The sequence below is a fragment of the Neopusillimonas aromaticivorans genome (assembly GCF_030344915.1).
Classification (GTDB): domain Bacteria; phylum Pseudomonadota; class Gammaproteobacteria; order Burkholderiales; family Burkholderiaceae_B; genus Neopusillimonas; species Neopusillimonas aromaticivorans.
Genome location: NZ_CP128233.1, coordinates 1680651 through 1706404, shown reverse-complemented (window position 1 = coordinate 1706404; position 25754 = coordinate 1680651). Strand labels below are relative to the sequence as shown.

The window sequence follows — 25754 nt, the reverse complement described above, 5'->3', positions numbered from 1 at the left end:
ACCAGCCCCCGCCCAGCAGGCGCCCTGCCTCACCAAAACCGATCAGCCCAACCTTACGGATTTCAAGGGGAAATATCGCCAGCCATGTCTCGCCTCGCTCATTCAGAATACATGTTGAATTTTGCCCGACGTTCAGCGATTTTCCAACCCGCCGGTAAAACGCGCTATTGCAGCAGCCACTGCGCCAGCAGCGCACTGACCGCATCGGGGCGTTCCATGGTCGACATATGACCGCAGTCTTCCACCGCGCTGAGCCGTGACCAGGGCACCGGAATCATTTGATGCATGATTTCATGGCGGGCGTAGGGGCTCCAGGCATCTTGCCGGCCACAGATCAGGCGGGTGGGACAACGTAACAGTGACAGTACCGGCCCGGCATCAGGACGCCCCAACAATGCCGTAATCTGGGCTTCAAACTCGGCTGGCGTACGGCGTTCGATCATGGCCAGGATCTCGTCAAATACGGGTGTAGCCACACGGTCAGGGTGGACCATGCCGGGTGCCCATTGCTGACCCATGACCCGCATACCCTGGGTTTTGGCGATTTCAAGCAAGTTCATGCGCTTGGCCCGCTCTTGCTCACCGGCCTCGCCGACAGCAATCGGTTCGAAACCGGTGTCCAGCAACGCCAGGCGCGACACCCGTTCAGGTGCCTTGCGCACAACTTCGAGGGCGACCCGCCCCCATGGAGTGTCCGGCCAACGCAAAGGTTTGCGACGGCGCATCACGCAAGACCTTTTCGGCCATGGCGCTGATACTGTCCAGTGACTTATAGTCGGGAACCACGGTATCGGCAATGGCCGACAAGGCCGCCCGCTGGTGCGTCCAGACTGTTTCATCGCACAACAGCCCCGGAAGAAGCAGCAAAACCTGTTTGGTCATGAAAACCCCACGCAAAAGTTAGTGACCCGCGCCCGACCAGACGCGGGTCGGAATATGCACGCGGCCATCAAACAACCAGCGCGCCGTACGAATCAGTGCGGCACTGGTCACAGAAACCTGATCGCCCGCGTGTTCAAGCTGCAGTTCAACCGACAAATGCCCGGTGGGATGCTCGATATCAAGCACGGCGACACCGGTAAAGGCGTCGATGTCAGACCCTTGTTGTTCGAGCCTTGGAGGCAAACCCCTATCGTGGCCTGATACCGACGCTTCGGATTGACGTGTCGCCGGCAGCAGTTTGGGCATCTGGCCCTCGGTACTGGCCACAGACCCGGGCAACGCCACAGCGGTCGCCACACTGACGGCCGCCAGCACCCCGATAGAGGTGTGACACTTGTGGGGAATGAAGCACCGCGTGTTGATGGCCCCGCCATTGACAGGCGAAGACACCAGGCACATCTTGGGTACCGTACGTGTAGTGACATCACCCAGATTCATCAATGGGCCAACCTTGAGACGAATGGCCTCGATGCGCGCTTTAAGATCGGCATCGGCATCCAGAGCCTGCGCAGACTCGGTGCCCTCAAGCCCCAAGTCGGCGGCACGCATCAACACCATGGGCATGCCGTTATCAATGCACGTGACCTGGATACCGTTGATGACATCCACCACCTGCCCGGTAGGCAGCAAGGCACCGCACGATGACCCGGCGGTATCACGAAATTCAATGGGAATGGGGGCGGCCGTGCCGGGCACGCCATCAATGGCCTGGGCACCGTCGTACCTGACCTGCCCACCCGGTGTCGGCACCGAAGCGACCGCAATCTGCCCGGTGTTAACCATGTGAATGGCCACCCGGGTGACACCATCGACGGCAGCCACCAGGCCGGTTTCAACCGCAAACGGGCCAACACCCGCCAGGATATTGCCGCAGTTCTGGCCGTAGTCGACCCGCGCCTCGTTGATCAGAACCTGGCCGAACAGGTAATCGACATCGGCATCAGACCGTGTTGACGGCGACACAATCGCCACCTTGCTGGTCAGCGAGTCGGCACCGCCGATACCGTCGATCTGGCGCTTGTCGGGCGAGCCCATGACGGCCAGCAGCACCTGATCGCGCAAGGCTGGGTCGAGCGGCAAATCGGCCGCATGGAAATATGCGCCTTTCGACGTACCCCCACGCATTTGTACACACGGGATTCTGGTCTGCACGGTGCCCCCTTGCGCTTAGAGCTGATCCAGCGATTCGATATAGCGCAAGCCCTTGGCCGCCAGCCGCTCGCGCATGCCGTAGTGGTCGAGACCCAGCGTACCGGTGGCCAGCACATCGCGCGTGGCGTTTTCCTTATCGGTACGCTGGCGTGCGGCTTGTGCCACCACACCCGCCTGGGCCACGGGAACCACCGCGATACCATCATCGTCGGCCACCACGACATCACCGGGGTTGACCCACTGACCGGCACACACGACGGGCACATTGACCGAACCCAGGGTTTCTTTGACCGTACCGGCGGCCGAAATGGCCTTTGACCACACCGGAAAACCCATTTCTTTAAGCACGGCAACATCACGCACACCGGCATCGATGATCAGACCACGCACACCACGAGCCATGGCCGACGTGGCGAGAAGATCGCCGAAATAACCGTCGGTGCATTCAGACGTGGGGGCCACCAACAATACATCACCGTCCTGACATTGTTCTATCGCAACATGGATCATCCAGTTATCGCCTGGGGGCACCAGAACAGTAATGGCCGACCCTGCAATTTGTGCACCCGGCCAGATAGGCCGCATATAGGGAGCCAGCAGCCCTAGCCGGGCCTGGGCTTCGTGTACCGTGGCCGAACCACACTGGCGCAGGATATCGATATCGGCAGCTGCTGCACGTTGAACCTGGGTAACGACAACGCCGCGCATCATGACAAGTCTCCGACAACGGTGGGGGTGAACCGCATATAGGCTTCAGCGAACTCGATATTGCGAGCGGCCGTGATGCCGATATTGCGCTTGGCCTGAACCCCACGCTGACGTGCCACCCGGGTGTAGTATTCCCACAGGTGTTCTTGCCCGGCCATGCACTGGATGGCCTTGAATTTTGTGTCCCAGACGTCGGTGATATCAAGAAAGGTGTTGGGCACCCATTCGCATTGCTCGGTCTGGTGAGGTTCGAATGCATAAACGGGGGCGCCAATAATGGGCTGGCCCGGGTTATGACCTTCGGCCTGGGCAATGATGCGCGCCTCTTGGGCTACATGCATGGCCAGCGGGTGGTCGAAATTGTAGGGATCTTTGGCCGAATGGCTAAGCACAAAGGCCGGCTGCAGTTCGCGGTAAATATCCACCAGGCGCAGCAAAGCCTCATCGCTGACACGCAGGGGTAGTCACCCAGGTCAAAAAATTCAATTTCCGCACCCAGAACATCGGCGGCCTGCTGAGCCTCGTCGCGGCGCGCCTGCTTGACCTTTTCAAGGGTCATGCCTTCTTTGCGCCACAACTTGGCCGACTCGCCGCGCTCGCCAAACGACAGGCACACCACCTTCATGCGATAGCCTTGCTGCACATGGGCCGCAATGGCGCCACCGGCCCGCCAGACAAAATCAGCCGAATGCGCGCTGACGACCAGGCCAGCCAATGCTCCGGAACCTTTGGATGTATTCATGAGAACCTCTTGAAACCGTATGAATCTGAAAAACCGCAATGAAAAAAATAGTGTGCCTGTCCGCATCAGAACGGGCCAGTGAGTATAGGCCTCAAGCAGCGCGTTTTACTTATATCGCTATAACCACAAAGACGAATTATTCTTCATTTCCAAGCCCGATCAGTTGCGCCAGCTGGTCCGGATCGTTCAGCAGTGCCTGGCTGTCGCCTTCCCACCGAACCTGTCCGCGATCAAGCACAATGGCGCGTTCCGTTAACTCCAGCGCCAGTTCGGCATGTTGTTCCACCAGAACAATACCCATGCGCGAGCCCTTATGGAGCTTGTGAAACGCATCGACCAGCACATCGACAATAATCGGTGCCAACCCTTCAAACGGCTCGTCAAGCAACAACACGCGCGGATTCCCGATCAGGGCTCGGCCAATCGCCAGCATTTGCTGTTCGCCGCCGGACAACTGATTGCCCATATTGCGTCGGCGTTCGGCCAGTCGCGGGAACAGTTCGTAGACTCGGTCAAGATCCCATTCGCCAGGCCGCTGTGCCACACGCAAGTTTTCGTGAACACTGAGCGACGGGAAAATTTCACGCTCCTGAGGCACCAGCCCCAACCCTGCAATAGCACGCTCATGACTGGGCACCCGGGTGATGTCGTTGCCCAGGTAGTTCATGGCGCCCGAGTGCTGGGTAGTCAACCCCAGCAATGTCGTCAGCAGCGTTGTTTTACCCACGCCGTTACGACCCAGCACACTGACCGCCTCGCCCTCGGATAACGACAGCGACACCCCCTCGATAACAACGGTTTCGCCATAGCCCGACACCAGGCGATCAATCTTCAACAACTCAGCCATGATGGCGTTCTCCGAGGTAGACGGCACGCACACGCGGATCGGCACGCACCTCTTTGACGGTACCTTCGACCAGTACGGCGCCTTCCACCAGCACCGTAATGCGCTGGGCAAACCGGAACACCAGGTCCATGTCGTGCTCGATGACCAGCACTGCCACGTCTTGCGGCAAACGTTCAAGCAAGTCAAACAACCGGGCGCCCTCGGTGGACGGCACACCGGCCACCGGCTCGTCAAGCAACAACACCGAAGGCTTGAGTGCCAGTGCCAGCGCAATTTCAATCAGGCGCCGCTGCCCGTAGGCCAGATCGGAAATGACCCTGTCGGCCAGGTCAAGCAACCCCAGCGAGTGCAACAGGGCCGCCGCTTCATCCATTAATTCGGGCGACTGCGTGATGCTGCTGAACAGCCGCCCGTCACGACCTTCCCGGGCAGAAATCGCCAGTCCGATGTTTTCAGCCACCGTCAGGCGATTGAACAGGGAATTGATCTGAAACGTACGTGCCAGACCCCGCTTCACCCGCTTTTCGGCTGACAGATCGGTGATATCGGTACCGTTGAGCAACACCCGCCCCTTGGACGGAGAAATCAGGCCAGTGATCTGGTGAACCAGGGTGCTTTTGCCAGCCCCGTTGGGGCCAATGAGGGCATGACGCACCCCTTTTTCAAGTTTCAGGCTGACGTCTTGCGTGACCTTGATCTGGCCAAACTGTTTGCACAGCCCCTGCAATTCAAGTGCCGCAGTCATTTTTGCCCCCGTTTGGTGGACAAGCGCGCCACAAAACCCGCCAGCCCGTCAGGCGCGTAACGAACGATAAGAATCAATACCACGCCCAGCACCGCCAGCCAGTTGGCCGGGTCAATCGCAGCCGCACGGTCAGACAACACCACAAACAAAATGGCACCGAACAGTGCACCGTACAAACGACCGGTTCCACCCAAGGCCAGCATGACCACCACATTGGCAGACAAGGTAAAGGCCAGGGAATCAAGGCCCACAATGCGATTGATCTGGGCCGACAAGCCCCCGGCCACGCCCGCCAACGCGGCCGAAATGGTGTACAACACCCATAAACGGCGCTCTACCGGCACACCCAGCATGCGCATGCGGGTCTGGTTTTCGCGAATACCCTGGGCGGTCTGGCCGATGGAGGAATTCACCAGCTTTTTAAGCAAGGCATACACCAGCACCAGCACCACAAAGGCGTAGACAAAACCGGTATAGCCGTAGATGTCGAACTGGAACACCCCGAAGATCGGAGCGACATCGTAGCCGCTAAGCCCGTCATCCCCATTGGTAATCGCCTTGGCCACATTCGCCAGCTCGTAAAGCAATGTGGCGACCGCCAGGGTGAGCATCAGTTGCGTCAACCCCTGGGTACGCAGCACCGCAAAGCCGGACAACAGGCCGACCACCCCGGCCGCAACAGCCGCCACCAGCAAGCCACTGACCGGTTCCGCTGAAAAATGCAGGGCATACAGGGCGGCGGCATACGCCCCGACGCCGAAAAACGCCGCATGCCCCAGCGATTCAATACCGCCGTACCCTTGAGCCAGGTCAAGCGACAAGGCAAAAATGGCCATGATGACGACGAAGGCCGCCAGCGCCAGATAATATTCACCGAACAGCAGGGTCAGCGCCGCCGCCAGCACCAGGGCCAGATCGGCCAGGTTGTACCGTTGACGACGAAACGCCTGAACCACCCGATGCGCGTCAGATTGTGTAGTCATGATGTGTCCTGTAAACCCTTAACCGATGCGACCCACCAGGCCACGCGGACGAACCAGCAAAATGGCCAGCACAGCCAGGTAAATGATGAAACCGCCCAGCGCCGGAATGTAATACCGGCCCATCGTGTCGATAAAACCCAGCAGCAGTGCCGAATACAGTGAGCCTTTCAGGCTGCCCAGGCCACCGACAGCAACCACAATCAGCACCAGCACCAGGTACTTCAGACCGTAATAAGGCTCGAGCGGCAACATCTGGGTACCCACGGCTCCACCCAGTGCCGCCAGGCCACAGCCAATGGCGAATGTCACCGAGAACACCAGAGGCACATTGATGCCCACGCACCGTGCCATACGAGGGTTATCGACCGCTGCCCGCAAGCGGGCACCGAACGTGGTGTATTCAAGGCAGAGCCACAACGCACCGGCCACCGCGACGCTAAGCCCCAGCACAAACACGCGATACACCGAAACGTTCAGACCAATGACAGACCATTGCCCCAGCAGGACTTCCGGCAACACAATGCTTTGAATTTGTGGCCCGGCCAGATTCTTGACGACCGCCGTGACGACAAAGGTCATGCCGATGGTCATCAGCAACTGGCCCAGCGGGTCACACTTGTACACCCACTGGTAAAGGGTGCGCTCAAGCACCAGGCTAAGGGCCATCGTGGCCAGTACCCCGACAGGCAGGGCAACGAAAAAGTGCATGCCGGCCGACTTCATCAGCCACAGGGTGATAAAGCCGCCAATCATGGCGAAGGCAGAGTGGGTCAGGTTAACGACCCGCATAACGCCCAGGGTGATGGTCAGGCCTACAGAGATGAGGAACAGCATCATCCCGTAAGACACCCCATCAATCGTGAGGGTCAGAAACGTGGAAAGCGCATTTGGCATGGTGAAACCGCAGAGGCAGAAGAAACGGCCCGGGCTGGACCGCCGGATCGGCAGGCCCTGCCCCTGGGAACAGGGGCAGGTCACGAACAACGGATTACTTCGAGTTTTTGGCGTGCCAGGGTTCTACGACATTTTCGTAGGTGTGGATGGGCACGTTGCCCAGCAAACCATCGGGTGTCTTGCGTACTTCACGGATATACACGTTTTGGGTGATTTCACGTGTTTTGGGGTCGATCGTGACGGGGCCGCGCGGGCTGGTCCAGGAATACCCCTTGATGGCTTCCATGGCCGCATCGCCATCTTTCTTGCCATTGGTCGCCTTGATCATGTGGGCAATGACCTGCATGGCATCATAGGCACCCATCGAGGCCAGGCTGGGAATGGCATCGGCACCGAACTTGGCTTTGTACTTTGCGACGAAAGCCTTGTTCTCGGGTGTTTCCAGGTAGGGCGAATAATGCAGCGCCGTAATAATGCCCTGCGCCGAATCACCAATGGCCGGCAAATCGGATTCTTGTGTCTCGGCACCGGCATACAGCGTTACACCGGCCTTGCCCAGACCGCGATCCTGGAAGGCCTTGATGAAACCGGCCGACATGGGGCCAACCGGCATGAACATGAACACATGCTTGACGCCGGAATCAGCCACCCGCTGCAGATAGGTGGAAAAATCGGTGGTGCCCAGCGGGACCTTGATGTTTTCCTTGATCTTGCCACCCAGCTCGGTGAACGTTTCGTCAAAGGCGTTGGCAATGTCGGTACCTGGCGCGTAATCGGCCGTGACCGATACCGCCTCGCGCGCGCCCTTTTCAAAGGCCCATTTCATCAGCGGCACACAGTACGTCCAGGACGTATAACCCACACGTGCGAAGTACGGCGTTTTATTGGTCATGCTGGACGTGGCGCCGTTGATGAAGATATACGGCGTTTTGGTCTGGTCAACGACATCGGCCGTGCCCATGACCGTTGGCGTGAAAACACCCCCGGTAAGATACTGCACCTTGTCGCGCACGACCAGTTCCTGGGCCAGCTGGCGTGCCCGCTGCGGGTTGGCGCCACCCTCGTCACGCTTGATAACGGTAATGGTGTGATTTCCCACTTTGCCACCGGTTTCCGACATGAACAACTCGACCCCGCGGTCATATTCCTGGCCCCACCAGGAATATGTACCGGAATATTGGCTAAGCAAACCCACTTTGATTTCATCGGCTGAAACCGGGGCGGCAAACAAGGAACCTGCTGCAGCAAAGGCGGCAACCCCCACCTTGAACCGCGTGGCAATGCGTGAATACATGGCGCGTCTCCGAATATGTCGTTATTGATCGTTATGCTTCCAAATTACTTTGGAATGATCAGTATCGTCGCACCCCGAGCACCCGATCGACCAGTGCCAATCGCCATCCAACCTATGCGTTATGGTTATACCAAAAAATCAGCTCAGCTCGGCGGCAAGGCGGCCCAGTTCGTGAATGAACGAGGTCATGGTCGAGTTCGGGTCAGCATCGGCGCGCATCGTCAGGCCAATAAAGCGGGCCGTATCCATGACGGGAACAGGCAAGACGCTGAACGCCCCCGAGGCAATTCCGAAGTACATCTGCCGACGCGATAACAGCGCCAGACGGTCACTGACCTGAAGCAACGCCTGCAACATGATGGCGCTGTTAACCTCAAGTGTCGTGGCGGGCGGTGCAACGCCGGCGGCCCGAAAGGCGCGCTCGTAGGCCTCACGGGCCGGACTGGCCGCCAATGGAGCGATCCACGATTCCGACACCAGATCTTGCAAACCAGCCAGGGCTTGCCTTCCAACGGGTGGCCCTTGCGCACCACCACCGACAAGGTATCTTCAAACAAGGGGTCTGAATAATGTCTGCACCCGGTGCATGGGGGCGTAGCGCACCGACCAGCACATCAATATCGGCGTGCCGCAACTGATACATCAGCCCGTCATACGTACCGTCAACAATTGCGATCTGAATGTCTTTGTGCCGGGCCAGGACACGATCAACGGCCCTGGGCACCAGCGCACCCGAGGACAACGGCAACGAACCAATCACCAACCGCCCGCGCACCTTGCCCTGCGTTGCCGCCAGGTCTTCTGCCGCCTGGCGCAATTCATCGAGCGCAAGCTTGGAGCGACGCAGCACGGCTTCGCCGCTTTCAGTCAGCCGCACGCCTCGGGCCGACCGGTAGAACAGGCGCACCCCCGCCATGTGCTCTAGTTGACGCAAGGTTTGGTTGATGGCCGGCTGGCTGACCCCAGGCGGGCTGCGGCCAGCGTTTCACTGCGGGTTTCACAAAACACAATGAAGGTTTGCAAGTGACGGAACCCGGCCGACCCGGCAAAGCGCCCGACGGCGTTGCGCCCTGGCCCGGCTTCTGCCGCCAGCACGGCCTCGCGTTCGCCCAGCGCCAGCTGATTCAGGGCACGCTCGGCACGGTGCGCCAGCAACTGCCCGACCGGGGTGGGGACCATGCCACGCGCCGTGCGATCAAACACGGGTGCCCCGATGGCCGTCTCCAGCTCGCGAATCGCACGCGCAATCGCCGACTGGGACAACGGCAATACGGTTGCCGCCTGTGCCGTACTGCCGGTTTTGCACACGGCCAGCACGGCCCGAAACTGTCTCAGATGAGACGCAAGAATCATTGGCATCGCGTCAGGCTACCGTGACACGCTGGCACTGACGATGGCGCACTCAGGGTTTGCGGCGTGGCAACCCCATGATCTGACGCGCTTCGTCGGGTGTAGCAGGCTCGTAACCCATTTCGCGCACCAGGCGAACGATGCGCTCGACCAGTTGCACGTTGGTCGCCAGTTTGCCCTGTTCGTAATACAGGTTGTCTTCCAGACCTACCCGCACGTGGCCGCCCAGCAACAAAGACTGCATGGCCGCCGGCAATTGTGCCGGGCCAATGGCGCTGACGTTGAAAATCGCCCCTTTGGGCAGGTGATCAACCAGCAACTGCATGACCTTGGGGGTATACGGCAAGCCGCCCTGGAACGCACTGACACCCAGAACCATGTTGATGAAGTAAGGCTCTTCGTCAACTTCTTTAAGGATCTTGCCCACTTCCAGCAAGTCGGACAATGCGAAGACTTCCCATTCTGGCTTGATGCCACGGGCTTTCATTTTGTCTGCCAGTTCGCGCACGCGCTTGGGTGTTGTCGGCACCAGAATTTCTTTGTCGCCGAAGGTGGCGCAAATGGTCTGGGCGTCCAGCGTACACATTTCCACGCCTTCGCCTTCCATGCCTTTCAGGCGCTCTTCAAACTTGATTTCCCACAACCCGTTATTCAGCTGATGGATCATGTCGCCATTGATGCCGCCACCGGTCGAGTTGTTCAGGATGATGTTGCACTTATCGCGAATGCGGCGATTGATGTCGGTGTAGACCGCCGGGTCGCAGGTCGCTTCCTGGTCGATGGCACGGCGTGCATGCACGGCCACCACACTGGCGCCCGCGTTATAACAATCGTAAACGTCGGCCGCGATTTCTTCAGGGGTGGTGGGCAGCGCGGGGTTTTGCTTCTTGCTGGCCATGCCGCCCGTGGGTGCCACGGTAACGACGATTTTAGGTTTATTGCTCATGTTTCCTCCGGAGTGATGTTTTGCTTTAACGTTCTTGGTGGTGTTTTGCTTTAACGTTTTTTTAGCGCAAGCGCAACAATAACGCCATTTTGACGACCCAGTCTACAAACACCCCGAACCATCCGGATAATGCCATCTTTCTATAGGTTCTATGCGATTTACGCATAACGTGGGCGACAACCTGAAGCAGGTCGAGCGTCTACGATCAAACGTAGCGTTGGCAATCACCGCGATGTAGCGAGGCAGCTCAAGCATATCGTCTGAACGGTGCTGCTACACGATATGAACGGTGTTTTTCACAGTGGCATCATGCCATTGAGAATGACCACATCCGGCGGCCTGACCCGCCTTTCCCGCACCGCCACATGCAGGTCCGCCAGTGTCCCCGGATAATGACGACTCAGCGCACTGGTGTCGTAGTACACCGCCGTAACACGCAAACCCGGCCGACAACCGATAGCGGTCAGATCGTCATATAACCGCTGAACCGAGCTGGCGCCCATATAACACACCAGTGTCATCCCCGTATGCGACAGCCGTACCCAGTCAATGCCTGCCTCGGACGACGCCGAGGGCGATACCAGCGTCACGCCGCGGGCAATCTGGGTTGGCGCCAACGGCAGAGGCAAGCGTGAACCAGGAATTTGCCTGCGTGGGGCGGTGCAGCTTGCCTGCAGCCGTGCAACGGAATAGCCGGCTTGCCGGTAGCGGCGCATTTGCCCCAGCGCAAGGGCTCGGCTTTTTCGTCGCCCTCGTCAGCGCCCTCAAGTTGCACCACCCTGGTGCGCGATGAGGCCAACGCGAGCACGCGCGCGCTTACTTTTGGATCAACCAGCCATATGTCACTGTCCTGAAACGCACGCATGGCGCGCAACGAGGACAGGGTCAGCGTGTCCTGGTCACGGGCTCTAAGCCAGAACATGCTGATGGCAAAAGCAGAGGTGGCATGAATAAAGGTGTTCATGCCACAGATCAAGCAAAAGCCGTGCCACACCCTGCAGCCGGGAGACCCCGACACTGCCAGGCACTTGCGTGCACGGTCAAACGTCAAGCGTGTCAGCCCACCCGTTCACGCCATAGATCCAGCGACTGCTGCACCGGGCGATCAGAAAAACTGAAAATGACAGCATCGGTGCCATCGATTTCAAAATGGTAGGGCATCCAGGACGGCACCACGAACACGTCTTTCGGACCAAACTCGAACGGCGCACCACCAATCACGCAACGGCCCTTGCCTTCGACCACGGCATACACCGTTGAGTCGGTGGAACGATACGGCTTGCCCTTGAACCCGGCCGGCATCAATTGCATAAATGTCCCGATGGTCGGCATGGCCCAGCCACCGGTCACCGGATTGGTGTACTGCAACTTGAACGCCCAGCACTCATGCTCCGGGCTTTGGCGCTTCATGGTTTCCAGGGCCTCGCGGGTACGATCGTAGGGGTACCAGAACAAGGGCGATGTCTTCGAGCGCGGCGAATATTCAACCGGCTTCATGGTATTGCCGAACTCGGCCAGGTTGATGGCACCGTCGGTACCCGTATGCTGGCTTTCTTCAGCGCCACGTTCCATGAACTGGGCATCAAACAGTTCAACAATCGGCACATCCAGGCCATCCAGCCACACCATCGGCTCGGAAGACGGGTTGCCATGATCGTGGAACGCCCATGACGGCGTGATCACGAAGTCACCCACATTCATGGTCACTTTTTCGCCATCCACCGCCGTATAGGCACCGCTGCCTTCCAGAATGAAGCGTAACGCCGACTGGGAATGGCGGTGGGCCGGAGCGACCTCACCGGGCAAAATCAGCTGCAGGCCCGCATACAAGCTGTGGGTGACACGAATTTGCCCGCGCAGACCGGGGTTTTCAAGTACCAGCACCCGACGCTCGGCCTCTTTGGCGGTGATCAGCTCGCCGGCTTTTTCAAGCCACGGGCGGCAGACATCCCACTTCCACAGATGCGGCACACAGGGGGTAATCGGTTCAGGCGTCACCACATTGTGCAGAACCTCCCAGAGCGGGGTCATGCTTTCGCGGTCAATGTGCTGATAATACTGTTCACGCAGAGCGTTTACATCGGGGTTGGCTTGTGCTGACATGTCGGTCTCCTGAGTAGCTTCTCCGGCCTGGAAACGGCCGTTAACAGGTTGAAGTGTCAGACATTTGGCCCATGATCTGCAATAGTCCAGCCATGATATTCTTTATTTTAAAATTAAATAGTAATCATAAATATCAAATAAAATAACCAATCTATTCAAAAATACAATAATGACTCGACTGGACCTTTACGACCTTCTGCTACTCAAAGAAATCCATGCCGCACAAAGCGTCAGTCGCGCTGTTGACCACGTCGGTTTAAGCCAGCCTGCCATCAGCGTGCGGCTGGGGCACCTGCGCCAGCACTTTGGCGACGCCCTGTTTGTTCGCACCTCGGGCGGCATGATGGCCACCCCTTTCTGGAAAACCTGCTACCCCATATCGAACAAGCCATTCTGTTGCTAAACACCGAGGGCAACCCCTACCGCTCATTCGAGCCCGCCACGTCAACCCGTCGCTTCCGGCTGGGGTTAAGCCATATCGGGCAGTTGGTGATGCTGCCCGCCCTGATGGGATCATTGCGCGATATCGCCCCCAACATCAAGATTGATTCCCTTGACCTGGATGAACTATCGGCAAACCTGCTTGAATCCGGCAAGCTTGATCTGGCCATCGGCTATGCCACCGACCTGCAAACCGGCTTCTACCAGCAACGTCTGTTCACCGAGAATTACGTCTGCATCATGCGGCCCGACCACCCACGCATTCGGGGCGCACTGTCACGCGAAGGCTACCTGGCGGAAGCTCACCTGGCGCTTGACGCCCCCGGCACCGGCCACACCCGCCTGGAAAAACCCTGTTCGAACAGGGCATTGACCGCAACGTCACGTTGCGAGTGCCATCGTATCTGGGCCTTGAAGCCATTATCAGCGCCTCTGACCTGCTGGCCATCGTGCCGGCACGGCTGGGGCGCACCCTGGCGCGACAAGGCAAGGCCCAGTGCGCTTGCACTGCCCTTTTCCATCGAGCCCTACGAAATTCGTCAGTACTGGCACGAGCGTTACCACCGCGATGCCGGCAACATGTGGCTGCGCAAGCAGGTGTTCGAGCACCTGAGCAACCTGCCGGAAGTGTTTCCAAGTATTTGAGCAGGCGGCGACACGCATCGGCCAAACACACCCATCCGCTGCCTCGGCCCAAACGCGCAACAGGCACGCTCAACCCGCCGCCTGCGCCCCGTACATCCGGCATTCTGCCACCAGCGCACGCAGGCTCCACTCGCTTTCGCGTGTCGCCGGCACCAGCAACGCAATGGTTTGCGTCGACCGGTAACGCGGCCGCAGCGGCACCAGGGTCACGGCCGGATTGAAACCCCGCATGCGACCAGGCAACAGGCTGCAGCCTACTCCTTGCCCGACCAGGTTGATAAGGGTGAACACATCGCCGACCTCAAGCGCCCGACGCGGCGTGAAACCGGCCTGCTCAAAGGCTTTACGTGCCCCCTCGGCCGTCACGAAACCTTCCGACAAACCCACAAACGACTGGTCCTGCATTTGCGCCAGATCGATTTCACGGGCATCGGCCAAAGGCGACGCAGCGGACACCGCAAAATACAGCTCATCGTCAAACAAGGGAACACGCACCAGACCCGGGCTCGTGTTGGCAGCGCCTGCCCCCACCACCACCGCATCGACCCTCCCCTGTTCAAGGTCATGCAGCAAATCACGATTTGACCCGGTGGTCAGGGTGATATCGAGCCGGGGCTCGCGCAGTTTCAGGCCGATGATGAGCTTGGGAATACTGTGCAATGTCAACGAATACAGACACCCCAGACGCAAACGAGGGGTCATCTGGCCAGCCACATCGCGCACACGCTGAATACCCCGTTGGCACTCGGCAAGGCTGCGCTGGGCAAACGGCACCAGCTGATGCGCCGTATCCAGCGCCACCAGCTGCCGACCCTGGCGGGCAAACAACCGGCAGCCCAATGCCTCTTCCAGTGAATGCAAGGCCCGATGCACACTGACAACACTCAGCCCCATGGCCTGTGCCACCTCAGGCAAGGCCTGATAGTGCATAAACGCCAGGAAAACGGCCAGTTTACGGAACGTCACCCCGTCATCATTCCATTGCATGGACACCTCTTTTCATTACCTTAAAGGTAATGATTTTACCGACAGGTTGATTGATTGAGTGCAACAAGCCACCTATCGTGACCACTTGATCTCCCACCTTAATGCGGGCTGCACCATGCTCACCATCCCTCCCCCGATCCTCGATGGGCCAAGCGTCGTATCGAAAAACAGCGACGTCTGGCACGAGTCAAACCCATGACCGACGGCAAGATTGTTGACCCCGAACAACGCGTCCAGGCGCTCGAGGCCCTATTGATGCCCGGCGACCGCGTTGTCCTTGAGGGTAATAATCAGAAACAGGCCGACTGCCTGGCCCGCACACTGGCCCGCGTCAACCCCGACACGATCCATGACCTGCACATGATCATGCCCAGCGTCAGCCTGCCCGAACACCTCGACCTGTTCGAAAACGGCATTGCCCGCCGGCTTGATTTTTCGTTTGCCGGCAATCAAAGCCTGCGCATTTCACAGCTCCTGCAAGACGACTTGCTGGATATCGGCGCCATCCACACCTATGCCGAGCTGTATGCCCGGCTGTATGTCGACCTGACGCCAAACGTGGTCATGGTGGCGGCCTACAGCGCAGATCGGGCGGGTAATCTGTACACCGGCCCAAGCACCGAAGACACGCCCGCGCTGGTTGAATCGGCCGCCTTTCGTGACGGTATCGTCATTGCACAGGTCAATGAAATTGTTGATGACCCGGGTGACCTGCCACGGGTCGACATCCCGGGTAGCTGGGTCGATATCCTGGTGCCGGCCGACAAGCCGTTTTTCATTGAACCCCTGTTCACGCGTGACCCGCGCCACATCAAACCGTTGCACATCCTGATGGCCATGATGGCGATTCGCGGCATTTACGAACGTCATCAGGTGCAATCGCTGAACCACGGCATCGGCTTCAACACTGCGGCCATCGAGCTGCTGCTGCCCACCTACGGCGAACAGCTGGGGCTGAAAGGCAAAATCTGCCGTCACTGGACGCTGAATCCACACCCGACCTTGATTCCTGCCATTGAATCGGGCTGGGTTGAAAGCGTGCATTGTTTTGGTGGTGAAGGCGGTATGGAAAAGTACGTCGCCGCACGACCCGACGTATTTTTTACCGGCGCCGATGGGTCCATGCGTTCCAACCGGCTGCTGTGCCAGCTGGCAGGTCAGTATGCCGTCGACCTGTTCATCGGCGCAACCTTGCAAATGGACGGACTGGGCAACTCGTCCACCGTGACCCACGGCCGCCTGACCGGCTTCGGCGGCGCGCCCAACATGGGCCACGATCCGCATGGCCGACGCCACGCCACTGCCGCCTGGCTCGAAGCCCGGGGCAACGATCATTACCTCGAACGAGGTCGCAAACTGGTGGTGCAAATGGTCGAAACCTTTCAGGACAACGGTCGTCCGACCATCGTTGAATCGCTGGATGCCGTCAGCGTGGGGCGCGAGTGCAACATGCCGCTGGCACCTGTCATGATCTACGGCGATGATGTCACCCATGTCCTGACTGAAGAAGGCATCGCCTACCTGTACAAGGCGCGCAGCCTGGATGAACGTAAAGCCATGATCGCTGCAGTGGCCGGCGTCACACCGGTCGGGCTGACCCATGACCCGGCCACCACCCGAAAATTACGACGAGACGGCCTCGTCGCCCTGCCCGAAGACCTGGGCATTCAGCGCAGCCAGGCCTCACGGCGCCTGCTGGCCGCCAAAAGCATCGCTGATCTGGTCGACTGGTCAGGCGGGCTGTATGAACCCCTGCCAAATTCAGGAGCTGGTAATGAGCCACAAAAACGATCACACAACCACTTGCGCACCCACGCGTGCGCTAGCACCTGCACTTCTGGCGCAGTGGGCCTTCGAGGCACTGGTCGATGAAGCCCTGCTCACGCCAAAACCTGGCCTGATCGACCTGCGAGGGCAACATGCCCACCATGATATGTCACTGGCTCTGATGTGCACGTCGGCCCATACCCTGAGGCCATGGTTTGAAGCCATGGCCCGCAATGCCGGGGAGCCGCAAGACCTGTACGCCTGGCGCGCCACGCTGGGGGCACTGGGCCGCGAGGCAGAGCAGGCCATGCTGGACGCCACTGGCGGCGTCAATACCCATCGGGGCGCCATCTGGGCACTGGGTCTGCTGGTCGCTGCAGCAAACCGACCTGCCCGCACAGGAGAATGCAGCGGCGCGCCCTGCGGTACGACGGGTTCGTGCTACCACGGCCATGCCCATGGTTCATTGACGACCCGTCATACCCCAAGCCTCACCGCCCTCACGCGTCGGGCCGCACAACTGGCCCGCTGCCCAGACCGGTTCGCACCAAAGCAACCGCCCAGCAAGGGGACCATTGCCTGCCAACGCTACCAGGTCAACGGTGCCAGGGGCAGGCCCAGGCCGGGTTTCCTCATGTCATGCGTATCGGCTTGCCCGCCCTGCAACGGCTGCGTCGCGCCGGACACAACGAACAGCACACCCGACTGGACACTCTGCTCACTCTGATCGCCACGCTGGATGACACCTGCCTGCTATCGCGCGGGGCGCCGCCGCCCTTGCCCGGATGCAGGCGGGTGCCCGACAGGTGCTTCAACTCGGCGGAAGCGCAACGACAGCAGGGCGCACCGCACTGACGGCCCTGAACATCCTGGCCCAGAAACAGCGCCTGTCACCCGGCGGCGCCGCCGACCTGCTGGCCGCCACGCTCTTCATGGACCGGCTTGACCACCACTTTTCATCCCACCCTGCGATGCAGGGTTCAACGACCAAGGCTTGATCCTATGGAAACTCTGACCTTTGAATTTCAGGCAGGTCCATCCGTCCGCGCATCGGTTCGCACCGGGGTGGTGGCGTCCGGCGACCTGGAAATCCTTTTGTCGCCCGCACCATCGGCCGTAACACGCGTCACGATCACCACAGCGGTCAGCGGAAAAAATCGCTTTGGGGTGCCGTACTGAACCGCTTCTTTGACACCGCCCCACGGCCGGCCGCCCACATCGAGATCAATGACAACGGTGCCACGCCAGGCGTGGTCCGATTACGACTTGAGCAGGCCTTCGAACAAGCTGACCACGAGACCGCCCATGAACACACCCATTAAGCGCGACAGTCTTGTCGAATACGACCCGCGTCAACGCCTGCAACGCCTGCTAGACGAGAACAGCGCCCGCGAACTGCTGGGGCCGTTCGATCACATTACCTCACCGTGGCTGCCCAGGCAGGGCATCGTCACACAGTCTGACGACGGCGTCGTTCTGATGAAAGGCCGCCTCGGCGGCCGACCTGTGGTCGCCATTGCCATCGACGGCAACTTCCAGGGCGGCAGCCTGGGGAAGTGAGCGGTGCAAAAATCGCTGCCGCCCTGGAGCTTGCCATCCATGACAACCGGCAGGGCATCGATACCGCCGCACTGTTGCTGCTGGAAACCGGTGGCGTACGGCTGCAGGAAGCCAACCTGGGCCTGGCCGCCATTGGCGACATCCACAGCGCCATTGTCCGGCTGCGCCGTCATGCCCCCGTCATTGGCGTCATCACCGGGCCGGTAGGCTGCTACGGCGGCATGTCGATCGCCGCCGGGCTGTGCAGCGCCCTGATCATGACGCGCGAGGCCCGGCTGGGCCTGAACGGCCCCACCGTCATTGAGCAGGAAGCCGGCATTGACGAACTCAATGCCAGCGACAAACCGCTGATCTGGTCCATTACCGGCGGCGAACAGCGCTGCGCCACCGGGCTGGCCGACATTTTCTCGAGTGACGATGCCAACCAGCTACGTCAGCATATCGACGCCCTGCTGCAACGCGGCATCCCGGCAACCTTCCGCAGTGACAGGCTGAAAGCCGCCCAAACACACTTGAAAATACTGGCTGAAATGCCGGTGTCCAATCACCCGGTGGACAGCGCAAACCGGGGGAGTCCCTGGTTGACGGAAAACAAGACACACGCCCCGGTGAGACCTTTGAAGCCAACGCCGCCATTACGGCACCCAACGCCCCCTTGAGGTCGGACGCATCAACGGAAATTGCGGACCTTCCTAAAAGCCGCGGCGATACCTGGCTGCACGCCCTGGCCGCCGACCAGCCCATCAAAAGCCCGCCTTGTGCCGCCATCCGGTATGCCGATGCAACCCTCAATAACCATGCCTGCCGTCTGATCGCCGTCGTCCCGGACCCGCACAGCCCGTTTCCGCGCGCCCGTCACGGTGAGGTCGGGTTGGCCGAAGGCTGGGGGCTGGCACAGCTGATTCACGACACCATCGACGCTGACCGCAACCAGCCGCACCAGCGCACCCTGATCGCGCTGGTGGATGTACCCAGCCAGGCCTATGGCCGACTTGAAGAAACTCAGGGGCTGCACCAGGCGCTGGCCGCTGCGGTCAGCGCCTGGATACACGCTCGCATCGCCGGCCATCGTGTCATCGGCCTGATTGTCGGCCAAGCCATTTCGGGGGCCTATCTGGCACACGGCTATCAGGCGCACCGGTTGATCGCCCTGGATGACCCCGGCGTGCAATTACACGCCATGGGCAAAGCCTCGGCGGCGCGCGTGACACAACGCAGCGTTGAAGCCCTTGATGAACTGGCCAAAACAGTACCCCCATGGGCTATGGCATTGAGCACTACAAAACGCTCGGGCTGCTCTGGGACACGCTGCATGTAGATAACGCAGAGCGCCCTTCGGACGAAGATTGCCGTGCCGTCATCCGCCGCTTGACCGACGCCATCGAAATCCCGTTAACCGTGGCCACCGATGCACTGGAACGCCCCGGCGGCAACCTGCGAAAGGCGACCGATGAAGTCCGGGAACGTCTGAAACAGCAGTGGTCCAGCACCCACTGACACTAACCCGGTACGCGACACGCCACACCGTTGTGCATACAAACCATGACCGGATCCCGATAAACGCCTGCGATGACCAAAAACTGCGCCATCATTTACCAGCCCCACGACCTCCTTTGGTTCTCAACCCCGGCCGCCTTGGGCCCGGCCACCTCAACGCCCGTTCCCGAATGGGCGCGGGGTGGCGGTATCACCACGTGGCCGGTGGTCGTGCGGCGCGACCTGCGTGACCCCTATGGACGCCTGCCTGTTGGCCTGCGTGGCCCTCAACGCCATCAGCGTCTGGCGGCATGGCTAAGCCCCGATACCATCACCCGCCATGTACGCCCGGAAGATCTTGCAACACAACGTCCCTGGATAAACTCGCAACCCCCACACATTCTGGCCAGACACACCGCAGATACCCGACAACCAGCAAGGCTCGACACCCTTCCCGCACTACGTGCCCTGGATTATCTTGCCCCCCGTCTGGACAGCTTCGGCTTCCCGTGGGGGCCAACGGGAAGCGTTGGCTACACGCTGGCTACCAGCCACATGGCCTGCAACGCCAAGAGCGACCTTGACCTGATCATTCACGTGAACACACCCTTGAGCGCCGGCGATGCCCGACATCTGGGCCATTGGCTCGATCAGGCTCCGGGCCGGGTCGACGTACAAGTTGACACGGGTGACGGTGCCTTCGCCTTTAATGAATGGCGCCATAACCCACGCAACATGTTGCTGAAAACCAGCCATGGCCCGGTCAACATTGCCCTGCACCGTGGGGAAACGCCGTGGCGACGCCACAAAATGCCTGAAGACACCATGAGCGGGCCTTCACGTGCACGCACTGACCACACGCACACATGAGTACCCTGTTCATGTTCCCCGGCCAGGGTGGCCAGCAACCCGGCATGCTGCACCGCCTTCCCGACCACCCCGAAATCAAGCGTACGCTTGCGGGCGCCGCAGACACGCTGGGGACAGACCCGCTTGCTCTCGACTCTGCAGAAGCCTTGCAGCACAGCCGCAACGTACAACTGTGCCTGTTGATCGCCGGTGTGGCCATGGCCCGTCGGCTTATCAGCGCACAAGCCGAACCGGACTGGCTCACCGGCCTGTCGATTGGCGCCGCGCCAGCCGCCGTCATTGCTGGCGTGCTTTCATTTGATGCCGCCCTGCGCTTTACAGACCTGCGGGGACGACTGATGGAAGCGGCATTTCCCCGCAACTACGGCATGACCGCCATCATCGGCCTGGATACCGAAACCGTCAGGTCACTGGTCCAACAGGTGCATTCGCCGGCCTGCCCGGTCTACCTGGCCAATCTCAATGCGCCGACACAACTGGTGATTTCAGGCCACGACCGCGCCATGCAGGACGTCGCGACACTGGCGCAGAAACAAGGCGCAACGCGTGTACAGCGTCTGGCCGTGACCGTCCCGTCACACTGCCCTTTGTTTGAACCCGTGGCCCGGTCATTGCAACAGTTTCTGGTCACCTGCGAGATGCACCGCCCGCACTACCACTACCTCAGCAGCAGCGACGCGCGCCGGTTGCTGCGCCCCGAGGCCATTGCGACCGACCTGGCCGGCAACGTCGCACAACCCGTACGCTGGCATGACACCGCGCGACTGGCCTGGGAATACGGCATACGACTGGCCATTGAAATGCCGGGTGGCAGCGCTCTGACAGGCCTGAGCGCACCCGTCATGCCCGACACCCGGGTCATCAGCAGCGACACAACGCCCATCGAAACTCTGATCCAGTTAACTCAGCGTTCAAGTGCAAACCTGGGCTAGCCGAACACCCCCGACATCGAATCACCCCTCATCAATCACCTGTGCCAGCGCCCAGCGCCCGTCCTGCACCAGGCGCGTCATGGCCGCGCGCAGGGCCTGGGCCGTTTGCCGCACGCCCGCCGAATGACGCCGGGCCTTGTTGATATACATGGCCCAGGTAATCGACAGGTCACCAATGGGTGCCGCCTTGATTCCCTTCAGGCTGGGGAACTCGTACAACGCACAATAAGGCATAACGGTATATCCATGCCCGTCATTGACCAGCGACAGACACAATGCCAGCGTCTCGGCATCCGCAGCCCGCCGGAACTTTTCACCGTGCTGCTTCAGGTACGTTTCAACACTGAGCCGGATCAGGTTGGGACGGCCTGGCAGAATCAGACGATACTGACCCAGCTCATGGGCCTGGATAGGCCGGTCAAGGCTCAGCGCGGTCTCGTGATTACCCACTACAAACAATTGTTCGCGAATCAACGGGTGACGTTCAAGCTGGGACGAATCATCCTCGCGGTCATCCAGAATCGCAACATCAATCAGGCTCTGGTGCGCCCACTCGCGCAAGTGATGAATAAACCCTTCGTAAACGCGTAATGACACCGCCGACTCGGTCCGCAAATGATCCGACGCAAACGGCGCCGTCACCAGGCGGTTCATCGAAAACGGCAGACCAATCGCCACCTGCGTCTTGACCTGACGGCCAATTTCGGCGCGCAAGAGCTCGGCCTGACGCAGAATCGGGCGGGCGCCATTGACCAGCGCCACCCCGGCTTCGGTCAGGCGCACACCACGCGCATCACGCACCAGCAATTGCACCCGCAAATCATGCGTCAAGTGCCGCAATCCGCCGTGCCAACGCCGGCTGCGTCATTTCAAGATCGGCAGCAGCCCGATTGATGCTGCCAAACTCGGCCACTCGCAAAAAGCAATTCACCAACGCCAGATCCATCGCGCCCTCAACGGTCATTCCGAAACAGCGACAAGCATAGCGACTTTCCACGACAAGTTAAACGAAAATCGTTTAACTGATATACGAAATTACATGTATCGCTGAGCCTGGGCAAGCCCCTAGAATAGCCAGCATAAAGGAGACACGCATGAACAAGACCCAAACGGCTATCCCCGTGCGCCGGATTGTTACCGGCCATGATGCCCACGGCAAATCCATCATCGTGCACGATGATGTTTCACCATTCACCCTGAGCGAAACCCGCATCCCGGGCCTGGTCGTCACCGACCTCTGGAAAACGTTCAGCACCCCCGCCAATACGACCGACGGCGCTGAGCCGTGCTCAAGCACCATCACTCTGACCCCGCCCAAAAACGGGTCGGTTTTCCGTACGGTCCAATTCCCCCGATGCCAGCTACAAAGACCACTGGAACCCGGAAGAGCACTTTGCGGCCATGGGCAGCGCCGGCACGCTCGACCCGCAGGGCGACCGCAAGGTCGCCATGCACCGTACGCACTCGATTGACTACGCCATTGTCATTTCCGGCGAAATCTATGCCCTGATGGACGACGGTGAAACCTTGATGCGCCCAGGCGATGTCCTGGTGCAACGCGGCACCAACCATGGCTGGAGCAATCGCAGCGATGCACCGGCACTGGTGGCCTTCGTCCTGATCGACGCCGAACCCGTCAGCACCGGCAAGGCCTGAACCATGCAAGACCTCATCATTCCATCCAGTCCACCACTGGCTATTACCGTGGCCGGACAAGGGCCGCTGGTCATCCTGATCCATGGCCTTGGGGGTGACCGCACCACCTGGTCCGAACAGCTGACGGCCCTGCAAGACCGCTACACCGCCGTCAGCGTCGACCTGCGCGGCTATGGCAACAGCGGTGACCCATCCGGCCCGCTCGACTTCAAACGCGATTTTTGCGCCGACCTGGTCGCTGTCATGGATTACTTCAAGGTTCCCCGCGCCCATCTGGTGGGCCTGTCAATGGGCGGGCGTGTCGCGCGCACCACGGCACTGCAAGTTCCCGACCGCATCGCCTCACTGACGCTGGCCAATACCAGCCCAGGCTTTGACCATCTGGAACCCGCCCAGCTCGACGCTTTTGTTCAGGCCCGCAGTGCTGTCATCAAAGACCACCAGCTTCCTGCAGACTTCGGCTACCAGCAGGCACTGGGCATGATGGCCCCGGGTACCCCCGAAAACACCCTGCAGATCATGGCCAAGGCGGTTAACCGCCTGCGCGTCGGCAATTACCTGAACACCCTGCAAGCCTCGACCCTGCAAGACCGGGGTGATCGCCTTGAGGACCTGGCCTGCCCGGTTCACCTGATCACCAGCGATCTGGATACGGTCTACCCGGCCAGCATCACGCTGGCCATGCAGGCACGCATTCCGAACGCCACGCTCACCCGCATCACGGGTGCCGGGCACATCAGCAATCTCGAACAACCCGAGGCCTTCAATCAGGCCCTCACCCACTTTCTCGACACCTTGCCCCGCGAAGCCGACGCACAACGGGCCGCCTAGGAGACACCATGTATTTCAACTGGCAAGAATTTCCACTCATCAGCCCCGAGCAGATCAGCGCTGCGGGCAAAGCGAGATCCCCCGTCATCATCATTGGCGCCGGCCCGGTCGGGCTGGCAGTGGCCCTGGGGCTGGCGCAGCACCAGGTACCCTGTGTCATCCTTGAGCGCCGTACGGCCATTTCGAATGGCAGCCGCGCCCTGGCCATGACCCGGCGCAGCATGCAAATTCTTGACCAGCTTGGCGTGGGCAAGGCCGTCATGGACGTCGCCATGCCCTGGAGCGAGGGCTGGACCTACTACGGCAAAGAAATGGTGCACTACATGAATATCGCACCGCCCCCAACGAGAAGCATGGCCAGACCAACCTGCAGCAATGCTGGATGGAACAATTCCTGCTCGACGAAATCGCCAAAACGCCCCTGGTCGAAGTACGTTACGGGCACGAAGTCAACAGCCTGGAAACACGCAACGACGGTGTCACCCTGCAGGTGCAAACGGCCGCTGGCCACTACACGGCCCATGCCGACTACCTGGTCGCGGCCGATGGCCCGCGTGGCACCACCCGCAAACAGCTGGGGCTCGACTATGAAGGCACGTCGTACACCCAGCAATTTGTCATCAACGACATCATCTGCAAACTGCCCTTGCCCGATGGCCGTCGCCTGTTCTTCAACCCCCGTACCTGCCCGGCAAAGCGGTATTGATGCACGGCGCCCCCTTCGACATGTGGCGCCTGGACTTCCAGCTGCTCGACGGCCAGGATGCCGACGAAGAAATGCAGCCCGAAAAAGTCCATGCCCGCATCAAAGCCCACTTCGACATGATGGGGCTGCACAACATTGACTATGAACTGGTTCTGACCTCGATCTACCGCACCAACGCCTTGAGCCTGCCCACCTACAACAAAGGCCGGGTCCTGTTCGCCGGCGATGCCGCCCACCAGGTACCCATTTTCGGGGGCGCGGCGTTAATCACGGCTACGCCGATGCCCACAACCTGTCATGGAAGCTGGCCAGCGTGGTCAAGGGGCGCTCCAACCCCCGCCTGCTCGACACTTATACCCAGGAACGACGTGGCGCCATTCTGGACACGCTGGCCGAGCTGACCAAAACCACGCTGTTCATCACCACACCCTCGCCCGGCATCTCGCTGATGCGTGAGGCTGTGCTGTCTCTGTCGATTACCGAGAAATTCCTGAACAACCTGTTTGACCCCTACGCGTCGCCCCCTTACGAATACAAAGACAGCGCCCTGAATGCCACACCGCTCGACGGCCCGGGCTTCGGTGCTCCGGTCGGCGTCGGGGCTATCCCGCCCGACGGTGTCACCAATGCTCAAGGCGACCGTCTGTACGACCAGATCGGCCCATGGTTCTCGGTGCTGCTGTTCAGTGACGACGGCCAGGACAGCGCCCGCGCCATCACGGAAAAACTGCACACGGCTGACCCTGGCGTACGCGTTCTGGTGCTGCCCACCCATGGCGATCTCGCCCGCCTGTATGACGCCCGACCCGGCACCACCTATTTGCTGCGACCCGACAATCGCGTCGCTGCACGCTGGCGCCAGGCCGACCCCGACACCATCCTTGGCGCGCTGAACCATGCCGCCTGCGCCAACTGACCCAGGAGAACCCATGAACCACCCCACCCCTGACGCCACATTCCGGGAAGCCGACTTCGAACTGCTGGCCAATGCCATCGACACGATTGCTCCGGAAAAACGTGAACTGTTCCTGGCCAAACTCGCCATTTTGCTGATCGCCAACCTCACCGATAAAGAAGCACTGCCCGACTGGGTCGCCCGCGCAAAAGCGCACCTTGATCTGGCCTGAACGCCCCCTCAAGGTGAGGTCAGACCCTGCGCTGGCGTCGGGCTCACGGA

The 25754-nt window shown here is 60.2% G+C and carries 29 protein-coding genes and 8 pseudogenes; 18 read left to right on the top strand and 19 right to left on the bottom strand.

The window, feature by feature from the left end; genetic code table 11:
• Window positions 1-164: 164 nt before the first annotated feature.
• From N7E01_RS09390 to gtdA, 16 genes and pseudogenes are all read right to left on the bottom strand, one after another.
• A pseudogene (locus tag N7E01_RS09390) lies at window positions 165-882 on the bottom strand (alpha/beta fold hydrolase).
• Window positions 883-900: 18 nt separating this feature from the next.
• Window positions 901-2067, bottom strand: a complete 1167-nt coding sequence (locus N7E01_RS09385; RefSeq protein ID WP_350495027.1) for a 4-oxalomesaconate tautomerase — start codon at window positions 2065-2067, stop codon at window positions 901-903.
• A 42-nt stretch (window positions 2068-2109) separates the two neighbouring features.
• Window positions 2110-2805, bottom strand: a complete 696-nt coding sequence (locus tag N7E01_RS09380) for a 4-carboxy-4-hydroxy-2-oxoadipate aldolase/oxaloacetate decarboxylase (RefSeq protein WP_289172700.1) — start codon at window positions 2803-2805, stop codon at window positions 2110-2112.
• Window positions 2802-3544, bottom strand: a pseudogene (locus N7E01_RS09375) (PIG-L deacetylase family protein). Before N7E01_RS09375 ends, N7E01_RS09380 begins: the two are co-directional and overlap by 4 nt.
• 136 nt (window positions 3545-3680) lie before the next feature.
• Entirely contained in the window at window positions 3681-4391 is a 711-nt protein-coding gene (locus N7E01_RS09370) for an ABC transporter ATP-binding protein (protein WP_289172699.1), read from the bottom strand.
• Complete coding sequence (locus N7E01_RS09365; RefSeq protein WP_289172698.1) at window positions 4384-5136, bottom strand: ABC transporter ATP-binding protein; 753 nt, start codon at window positions 5134-5136, stop codon at window positions 4384-4386. The genes N7E01_RS09370 and N7E01_RS09365 overlap by 8 nt, the downstream gene beginning before the upstream one ends.
• A complete protein-coding gene (locus N7E01_RS09360; RefSeq protein ID WP_289172697.1) occupies window positions 5133-6119 on the bottom strand; it encodes a branched-chain amino acid ABC transporter permease in 987 nt (328 codons plus the stop codon). The genes N7E01_RS09365 and N7E01_RS09360 overlap by 4 nt, the downstream gene beginning before the upstream one ends.
• Before the next feature lie 18 nt (window positions 6120-6137).
• Window positions 6138-7013 (bottom strand): branched-chain amino acid ABC transporter permease, encoded by an 876-nt coding sequence (locus N7E01_RS09355; protein WP_289172696.1) that lies wholly within the window; start codon window positions 7011-7013, stop codon window positions 6138-6140.
• A gap of 94 nt (window positions 7014-7107) precedes the next feature.
• The gene (locus N7E01_RS09350) at window positions 7108-8307 is read right to left on the bottom strand and encodes an ABC transporter substrate-binding protein (protein WP_289172695.1); all 1200 of its coding nucleotides are present in this window, start codon (window positions 8305-8307) and stop codon (window positions 7108-7110) included.
• A gap of 138 nt (window positions 8308-8445) precedes the next feature.
• Window positions 8446-8760, bottom strand: a complete 315-nt coding sequence (locus N7E01_RS09345; protein ID WP_289172694.1) for a type 2 periplasmic-binding domain-containing protein — start codon at window positions 8758-8760, stop codon at window positions 8446-8448.
• On the bottom strand, window positions 8738-9241 hold the full coding sequence (locus N7E01_RS09340; RefSeq protein WP_289172693.1) for a LysR family transcriptional regulator: 504 nt from the start codon (window positions 9239-9241) through the stop codon (window positions 8738-8740). Before N7E01_RS09340 ends, N7E01_RS09345 begins: the two co-directional genes overlap by 23 nt.
• Entirely contained in the window at window positions 9229-9660 is a 432-nt protein-coding gene (locus tag N7E01_RS09335) for a LysR family transcriptional regulator (RefSeq protein ID WP_289172692.1), read from the bottom strand. The genes N7E01_RS09340 and N7E01_RS09335 overlap by 13 nt, the downstream gene beginning before the upstream one ends.
• Window positions 9661-9709: 49 nt before the next feature.
• Window positions 9710-10603, bottom strand: coding sequence for a beta-keto acid cleavage family enzyme (locus N7E01_RS09330; RefSeq protein ID WP_289172691.1), 894 nt, complete (start codon window positions 10601-10603; stop codon window positions 9710-9712).
• A 296-nt stretch (window positions 10604-10899) separates the two neighbouring features.
• On the bottom strand, window positions 10900-11193 hold the full coding sequence (locus N7E01_RS09325; protein WP_289172690.1) for an SAM-dependent methyltransferase: 294 nt from the start codon (window positions 11191-11193) through the stop codon (window positions 10900-10902).
• Window positions 11190-11567, bottom strand: a complete 378-nt coding sequence (locus N7E01_RS09320; RefSeq protein WP_289172689.1) for a hypothetical protein — start codon at window positions 11565-11567, stop codon at window positions 11190-11192. Before N7E01_RS09320 ends, N7E01_RS09325 begins: the two co-directional genes overlap by 4 nt.
• Before the next feature lie 92 nt (window positions 11568-11659).
• Entirely contained in the window at window positions 11660-12706 is a 1047-nt protein-coding gene (gene gtdA, locus N7E01_RS09315) for a gentisate 1,2-dioxygenase (protein ID WP_289172688.1), read from the bottom strand.
• Between the two features lie 169 nt (window positions 12707-12875).
• Here gtdA and N7E01_RS09310 point away from each other — a divergent pair, with 169 nt between their 5' ends.
• Both N7E01_RS09310 and N7E01_RS09305 read left to right on the top strand, forming a co-directional pair.
• Window positions 12876-13109, top strand: a complete 234-nt coding sequence (locus N7E01_RS09310) for a helix-turn-helix domain-containing protein (RefSeq protein WP_289172687.1) — start codon at window positions 12876-12878, stop codon at window positions 13107-13109.
• On the top strand, window positions 13103-13792 hold the full coding sequence (locus tag N7E01_RS09305) for a LysR substrate-binding domain-containing protein (protein ID WP_289172686.1): 690 nt from the start codon (window positions 13103-13105) through the stop codon (window positions 13790-13792). Before N7E01_RS09310 ends, N7E01_RS09305 begins: the two co-directional genes overlap by 7 nt.
• Before the next feature lie 69 nt (window positions 13793-13861).
• On the opposite strand, the gene N7E01_RS09300 is transcribed toward N7E01_RS09305, so the two are convergent.
• A complete protein-coding gene (locus tag N7E01_RS09300; protein ID WP_289172685.1) occupies window positions 13862-14779 on the bottom strand; it encodes a LysR substrate-binding domain-containing protein in 918 nt (305 codons plus the stop codon).
• Between the two features lie 108 nt (window positions 14780-14887).
• Between N7E01_RS09300 and mdcA the strand changes: the two are divergent.
• The 8 genes and pseudogenes from mdcA (at window position 14888) to mdcH (ending at window position 21384) form a co-directional block, all read left to right on the top strand.
• Window positions 14888-16554: pseudogene (mdcA, locus tag N7E01_RS09295) on the top strand (malonate decarboxylase subunit alpha).
• A pseudogene (locus N7E01_RS09290) lies at window positions 16554-17544 on the top strand (triphosphoribosyl-dephospho-CoA synthase). Before mdcA ends, N7E01_RS09290 begins: the two co-directional pseudogenes overlap by 1 nt.
• A 4-nt stretch (window positions 17545-17548) precedes the next feature.
• Window positions 17549-17868: pseudogene (locus N7E01_RS09275) on the top strand (malonate decarboxylase subunit delta).
• Window positions 17852-18765: pseudogene (locus N7E01_RS09270) on the top strand (biotin-independent malonate decarboxylase subunit beta). Before N7E01_RS09275 ends, N7E01_RS09270 begins: the two co-directional pseudogenes overlap by 17 nt.
• The gene (mdcE, locus tag N7E01_RS09265; protein WP_289172681.1) at window positions 18762-19424 is read left to right on the top strand and encodes a biotin-independent malonate decarboxylase subunit gamma; all 663 of its coding nucleotides are present in this window, start codon (window positions 18762-18764) and stop codon (window positions 19422-19424) included. The pseudogene N7E01_RS09270 and the gene mdcE overlap by 4 nt, the downstream one beginning before the upstream one ends.
• On the top strand, window positions 19364-19603 hold the full coding sequence (locus N7E01_RS19420; protein WP_289172680.1) for a Clp protease/crotonase-like domain-containing protein: 240 nt from the start codon (window positions 19364-19366) through the stop codon (window positions 19601-19603). The genes mdcE and N7E01_RS19420 overlap by 61 nt, the downstream gene beginning before the upstream one ends.
• Window positions 19604-19675: 72 nt before the next feature.
• The gene (locus N7E01_RS09255; RefSeq protein ID WP_289172679.1) at window positions 19676-20452 is read left to right on the top strand and encodes a malonate decarboxylase holo-ACP synthase; all 777 of its coding nucleotides are present in this window, start codon (window positions 19676-19678) and stop codon (window positions 20450-20452) included.
• A complete protein-coding gene (mdcH, locus tag N7E01_RS09250; RefSeq protein ID WP_289172678.1) occupies window positions 20449-21384 on the top strand; it encodes a malonate decarboxylase subunit epsilon in 936 nt (311 codons plus the stop codon). Before N7E01_RS09255 ends, mdcH begins: the two co-directional genes overlap by 4 nt.
• Window positions 21385-21405: 21 nt before the next feature.
• Here mdcH and N7E01_RS09245 read toward each other — a convergent pair whose 3' ends face one another.
• Both N7E01_RS09245 and N7E01_RS09240 read right to left on the bottom strand, forming a co-directional pair.
• Window positions 21406-22215, bottom strand: coding sequence for a LysR substrate-binding domain-containing protein (locus N7E01_RS09245; RefSeq protein WP_289172677.1), 810 nt, complete (start codon window positions 22213-22215; stop codon window positions 21406-21408).
• Complete coding sequence (locus N7E01_RS09240) at window positions 22205-22348, bottom strand: LysR family transcriptional regulator (RefSeq protein WP_289172676.1); 144 nt, start codon at window positions 22346-22348, stop codon at window positions 22205-22207. Before N7E01_RS09240 ends, N7E01_RS09245 begins: the two co-directional genes overlap by 11 nt.
• Window positions 22349-22478: 130 nt before the next feature.
• Between N7E01_RS09240 and N7E01_RS09235 the strand changes: the two genes are divergently transcribed.
• The 8 genes and pseudogenes from N7E01_RS09235 (at window position 22479) to N7E01_RS09200 (ending at window position 25704) form a co-directional block, all read left to right on the top strand.
• Window positions 22479-22856, top strand: coding sequence for a cupin domain-containing protein (locus N7E01_RS09235; RefSeq protein ID WP_289172675.1), 378 nt, complete (start codon window positions 22479-22481; stop codon window positions 22854-22856).
• Entirely contained in the window at window positions 22834-23040 is a 207-nt protein-coding gene (locus N7E01_RS09230; RefSeq protein WP_289172674.1) for a cupin domain-containing protein, read from the top strand. Before N7E01_RS09235 ends, N7E01_RS09230 begins: the two co-directional genes overlap by 23 nt.
• Window positions 23041-23043: 3 nt before the next feature.
• A complete protein-coding gene (locus N7E01_RS09225) occupies window positions 23044-23871 on the top strand; it encodes an alpha/beta fold hydrolase (protein ID WP_289172673.1) in 828 nt (275 codons plus the stop codon).
• 8 nt (window positions 23872-23879) lie between these two features.
• Window positions 23880-24095, top strand: a pseudogene (locus N7E01_RS18775) (FAD-dependent monooxygenase); the annotation flags it as partial.
• Between the two features lie 53 nt (window positions 24096-24148).
• Window positions 24149-24577, top strand: coding sequence for an FAD-dependent monooxygenase (locus N7E01_RS09215; RefSeq protein WP_434089580.1), 429 nt, complete (start codon window positions 24149-24151; stop codon window positions 24575-24577).
• Window positions 24577-24890 (top strand): annotated as a pseudogene (locus N7E01_RS09210) (FAD-dependent monooxygenase); the annotation flags it as partial. The gene N7E01_RS09215 and the pseudogene N7E01_RS09210, both read left to right, overlap by 1 nt.
• Complete coding sequence (locus N7E01_RS09205) at window positions 24891-25493, top strand: FAD-dependent oxidoreductase (RefSeq protein WP_289172671.1); 603 nt, start codon at window positions 24891-24893, stop codon at window positions 25491-25493.
• A gap of 13 nt (window positions 25494-25506) precedes the next feature.
• Window positions 25507-25704, top strand: coding sequence for a DUF2783 domain-containing protein (locus N7E01_RS09200; protein ID WP_289172670.1), 198 nt, complete (start codon window positions 25507-25509; stop codon window positions 25702-25704).
• The last annotated feature ends 50 nt before the right edge of the window (window positions 25705-25754 follow it).

What these genes read in the sequence shown, in the direction of transcription:
- N7E01_RS09335 (WP_289172692.1), bottom strand. Translation starts at nt 9,660, where the DNA reads ATGATTCTTGCGTCTCATCTGAGACAGTTTCGGGCCGTGCTGGCCGTG.
- N7E01_RS09320 (WP_289172689.1), bottom strand. Translation starts at nt 11,567, where the DNA reads ATGAACACCTTTATTCATGCCACCTCTGCTTTTGCCATCAGCATGTTC.
- N7E01_RS09350 (WP_289172695.1), bottom strand. Translation starts at nt 8,307, where the DNA reads ATGTATTCACGCATTGCCACGCGGTTCAAGGTGGGGGTTGCCGCCTTT.
- N7E01_RS09365 (WP_289172698.1), bottom strand. Translation starts at nt 5,136, where the DNA reads ATGACTGCGGCACTTGAATTGCAGGGGCTGTGCAAACAGTTTGGCCAG.
- N7E01_RS09235 (WP_289172675.1), top strand. Translation starts at nt 22,479, where the DNA reads ATGAACAAGACCCAAACGGCTATCCCCGTGCGCCGGATTGTTACCGGC.
- N7E01_RS09255 (WP_289172679.1), top strand. Translation starts at nt 19,676, where the DNA reads ATGACCAAAAACTGCGCCATCATTTACCAGCCCCACGACCTCCTTTGG.
- mdcH (WP_289172678.1), top strand. Translation starts at nt 20,449, where the DNA reads ATGAGTACCCTGTTCATGTTCCCCGGCCAGGGTGGCCAGCAACCCGGC.
- N7E01_RS09380 (WP_289172700.1), bottom strand. Translation starts at nt 2,805, where the DNA reads ATGATGCGCGGCGTTGTCGTTACCCAGGTTCAACGTGCAGCAGCTGCC.
- N7E01_RS09330 (WP_289172691.1), bottom strand. Translation starts at nt 10,603, where the DNA reads ATGAGCAATAAACCTAAAATCGTCGTTACCGTGGCACCCACGGGCGGC.
- gtdA (WP_289172688.1), bottom strand. Translation starts at nt 12,706, where the DNA reads ATGTCAGCACAAGCCAACCCCGATGTAAACGCTCTGCGTGAACAGTAT.
- N7E01_RS09355 (WP_289172696.1), bottom strand. Translation starts at nt 7,013, where the DNA reads ATGCCAAATGCGCTTTCCACGTTTCTGACCCTCACGATTGATGGGGTG.
- N7E01_RS09240 (WP_289172676.1), bottom strand. Translation starts at nt 22,348, where the DNA reads ATGACCGTTGAGGGCGCGATGGATCTGGCGTTGGTGAATTGCTTTTTG.
- N7E01_RS09385 (WP_350495027.1), bottom strand. Translation starts at nt 2,067, where the DNA reads ATGCGTGGGGGTACGTCGAAAGGCGCATATTTCCATGCGGCCGATTTG.
- N7E01_RS09300 (WP_289172685.1), bottom strand. Translation starts at nt 14,779, where the DNA reads ATGCAATGGAATGATGACGGGGTGACGTTCCGTAAACTGGCCGTTTTC.
- N7E01_RS09370 (WP_289172699.1), bottom strand. Translation starts at nt 4,391, where the DNA reads ATGGCTGAGTTGTTGAAGATTGATCGCCTGGTGTCGGGCTATGGCGAA.
- N7E01_RS19420 (WP_289172680.1), top strand. Translation starts at nt 19,364, where the DNA reads ATGGGCTATGGCATTGAGCACTACAAAACGCTCGGGCTGCTCTGGGAC.
- N7E01_RS09360 (WP_289172697.1), bottom strand. Translation starts at nt 6,119, where the DNA reads ATGACTACACAATCTGACGCGCATCGGGTGGTTCAGGCGTTTCGTCGT.
- N7E01_RS09230 (WP_289172674.1), top strand. Translation starts at nt 22,834, where the DNA reads ATGCACCGTACGCACTCGATTGACTACGCCATTGTCATTTCCGGCGAA.
- N7E01_RS09200 (WP_289172670.1), top strand. Translation starts at nt 25,507, where the DNA reads ATGAACCACCCCACCCCTGACGCCACATTCCGGGAAGCCGACTTCGAA.
- N7E01_RS09310 (WP_289172687.1), top strand. Translation starts at nt 12,876, where the DNA reads ATGACTCGACTGGACCTTTACGACCTTCTGCTACTCAAAGAAATCCAT.
- N7E01_RS09225 (WP_289172673.1), top strand. Translation starts at nt 23,044, where the DNA reads ATGCAAGACCTCATCATTCCATCCAGTCCACCACTGGCTATTACCGTG.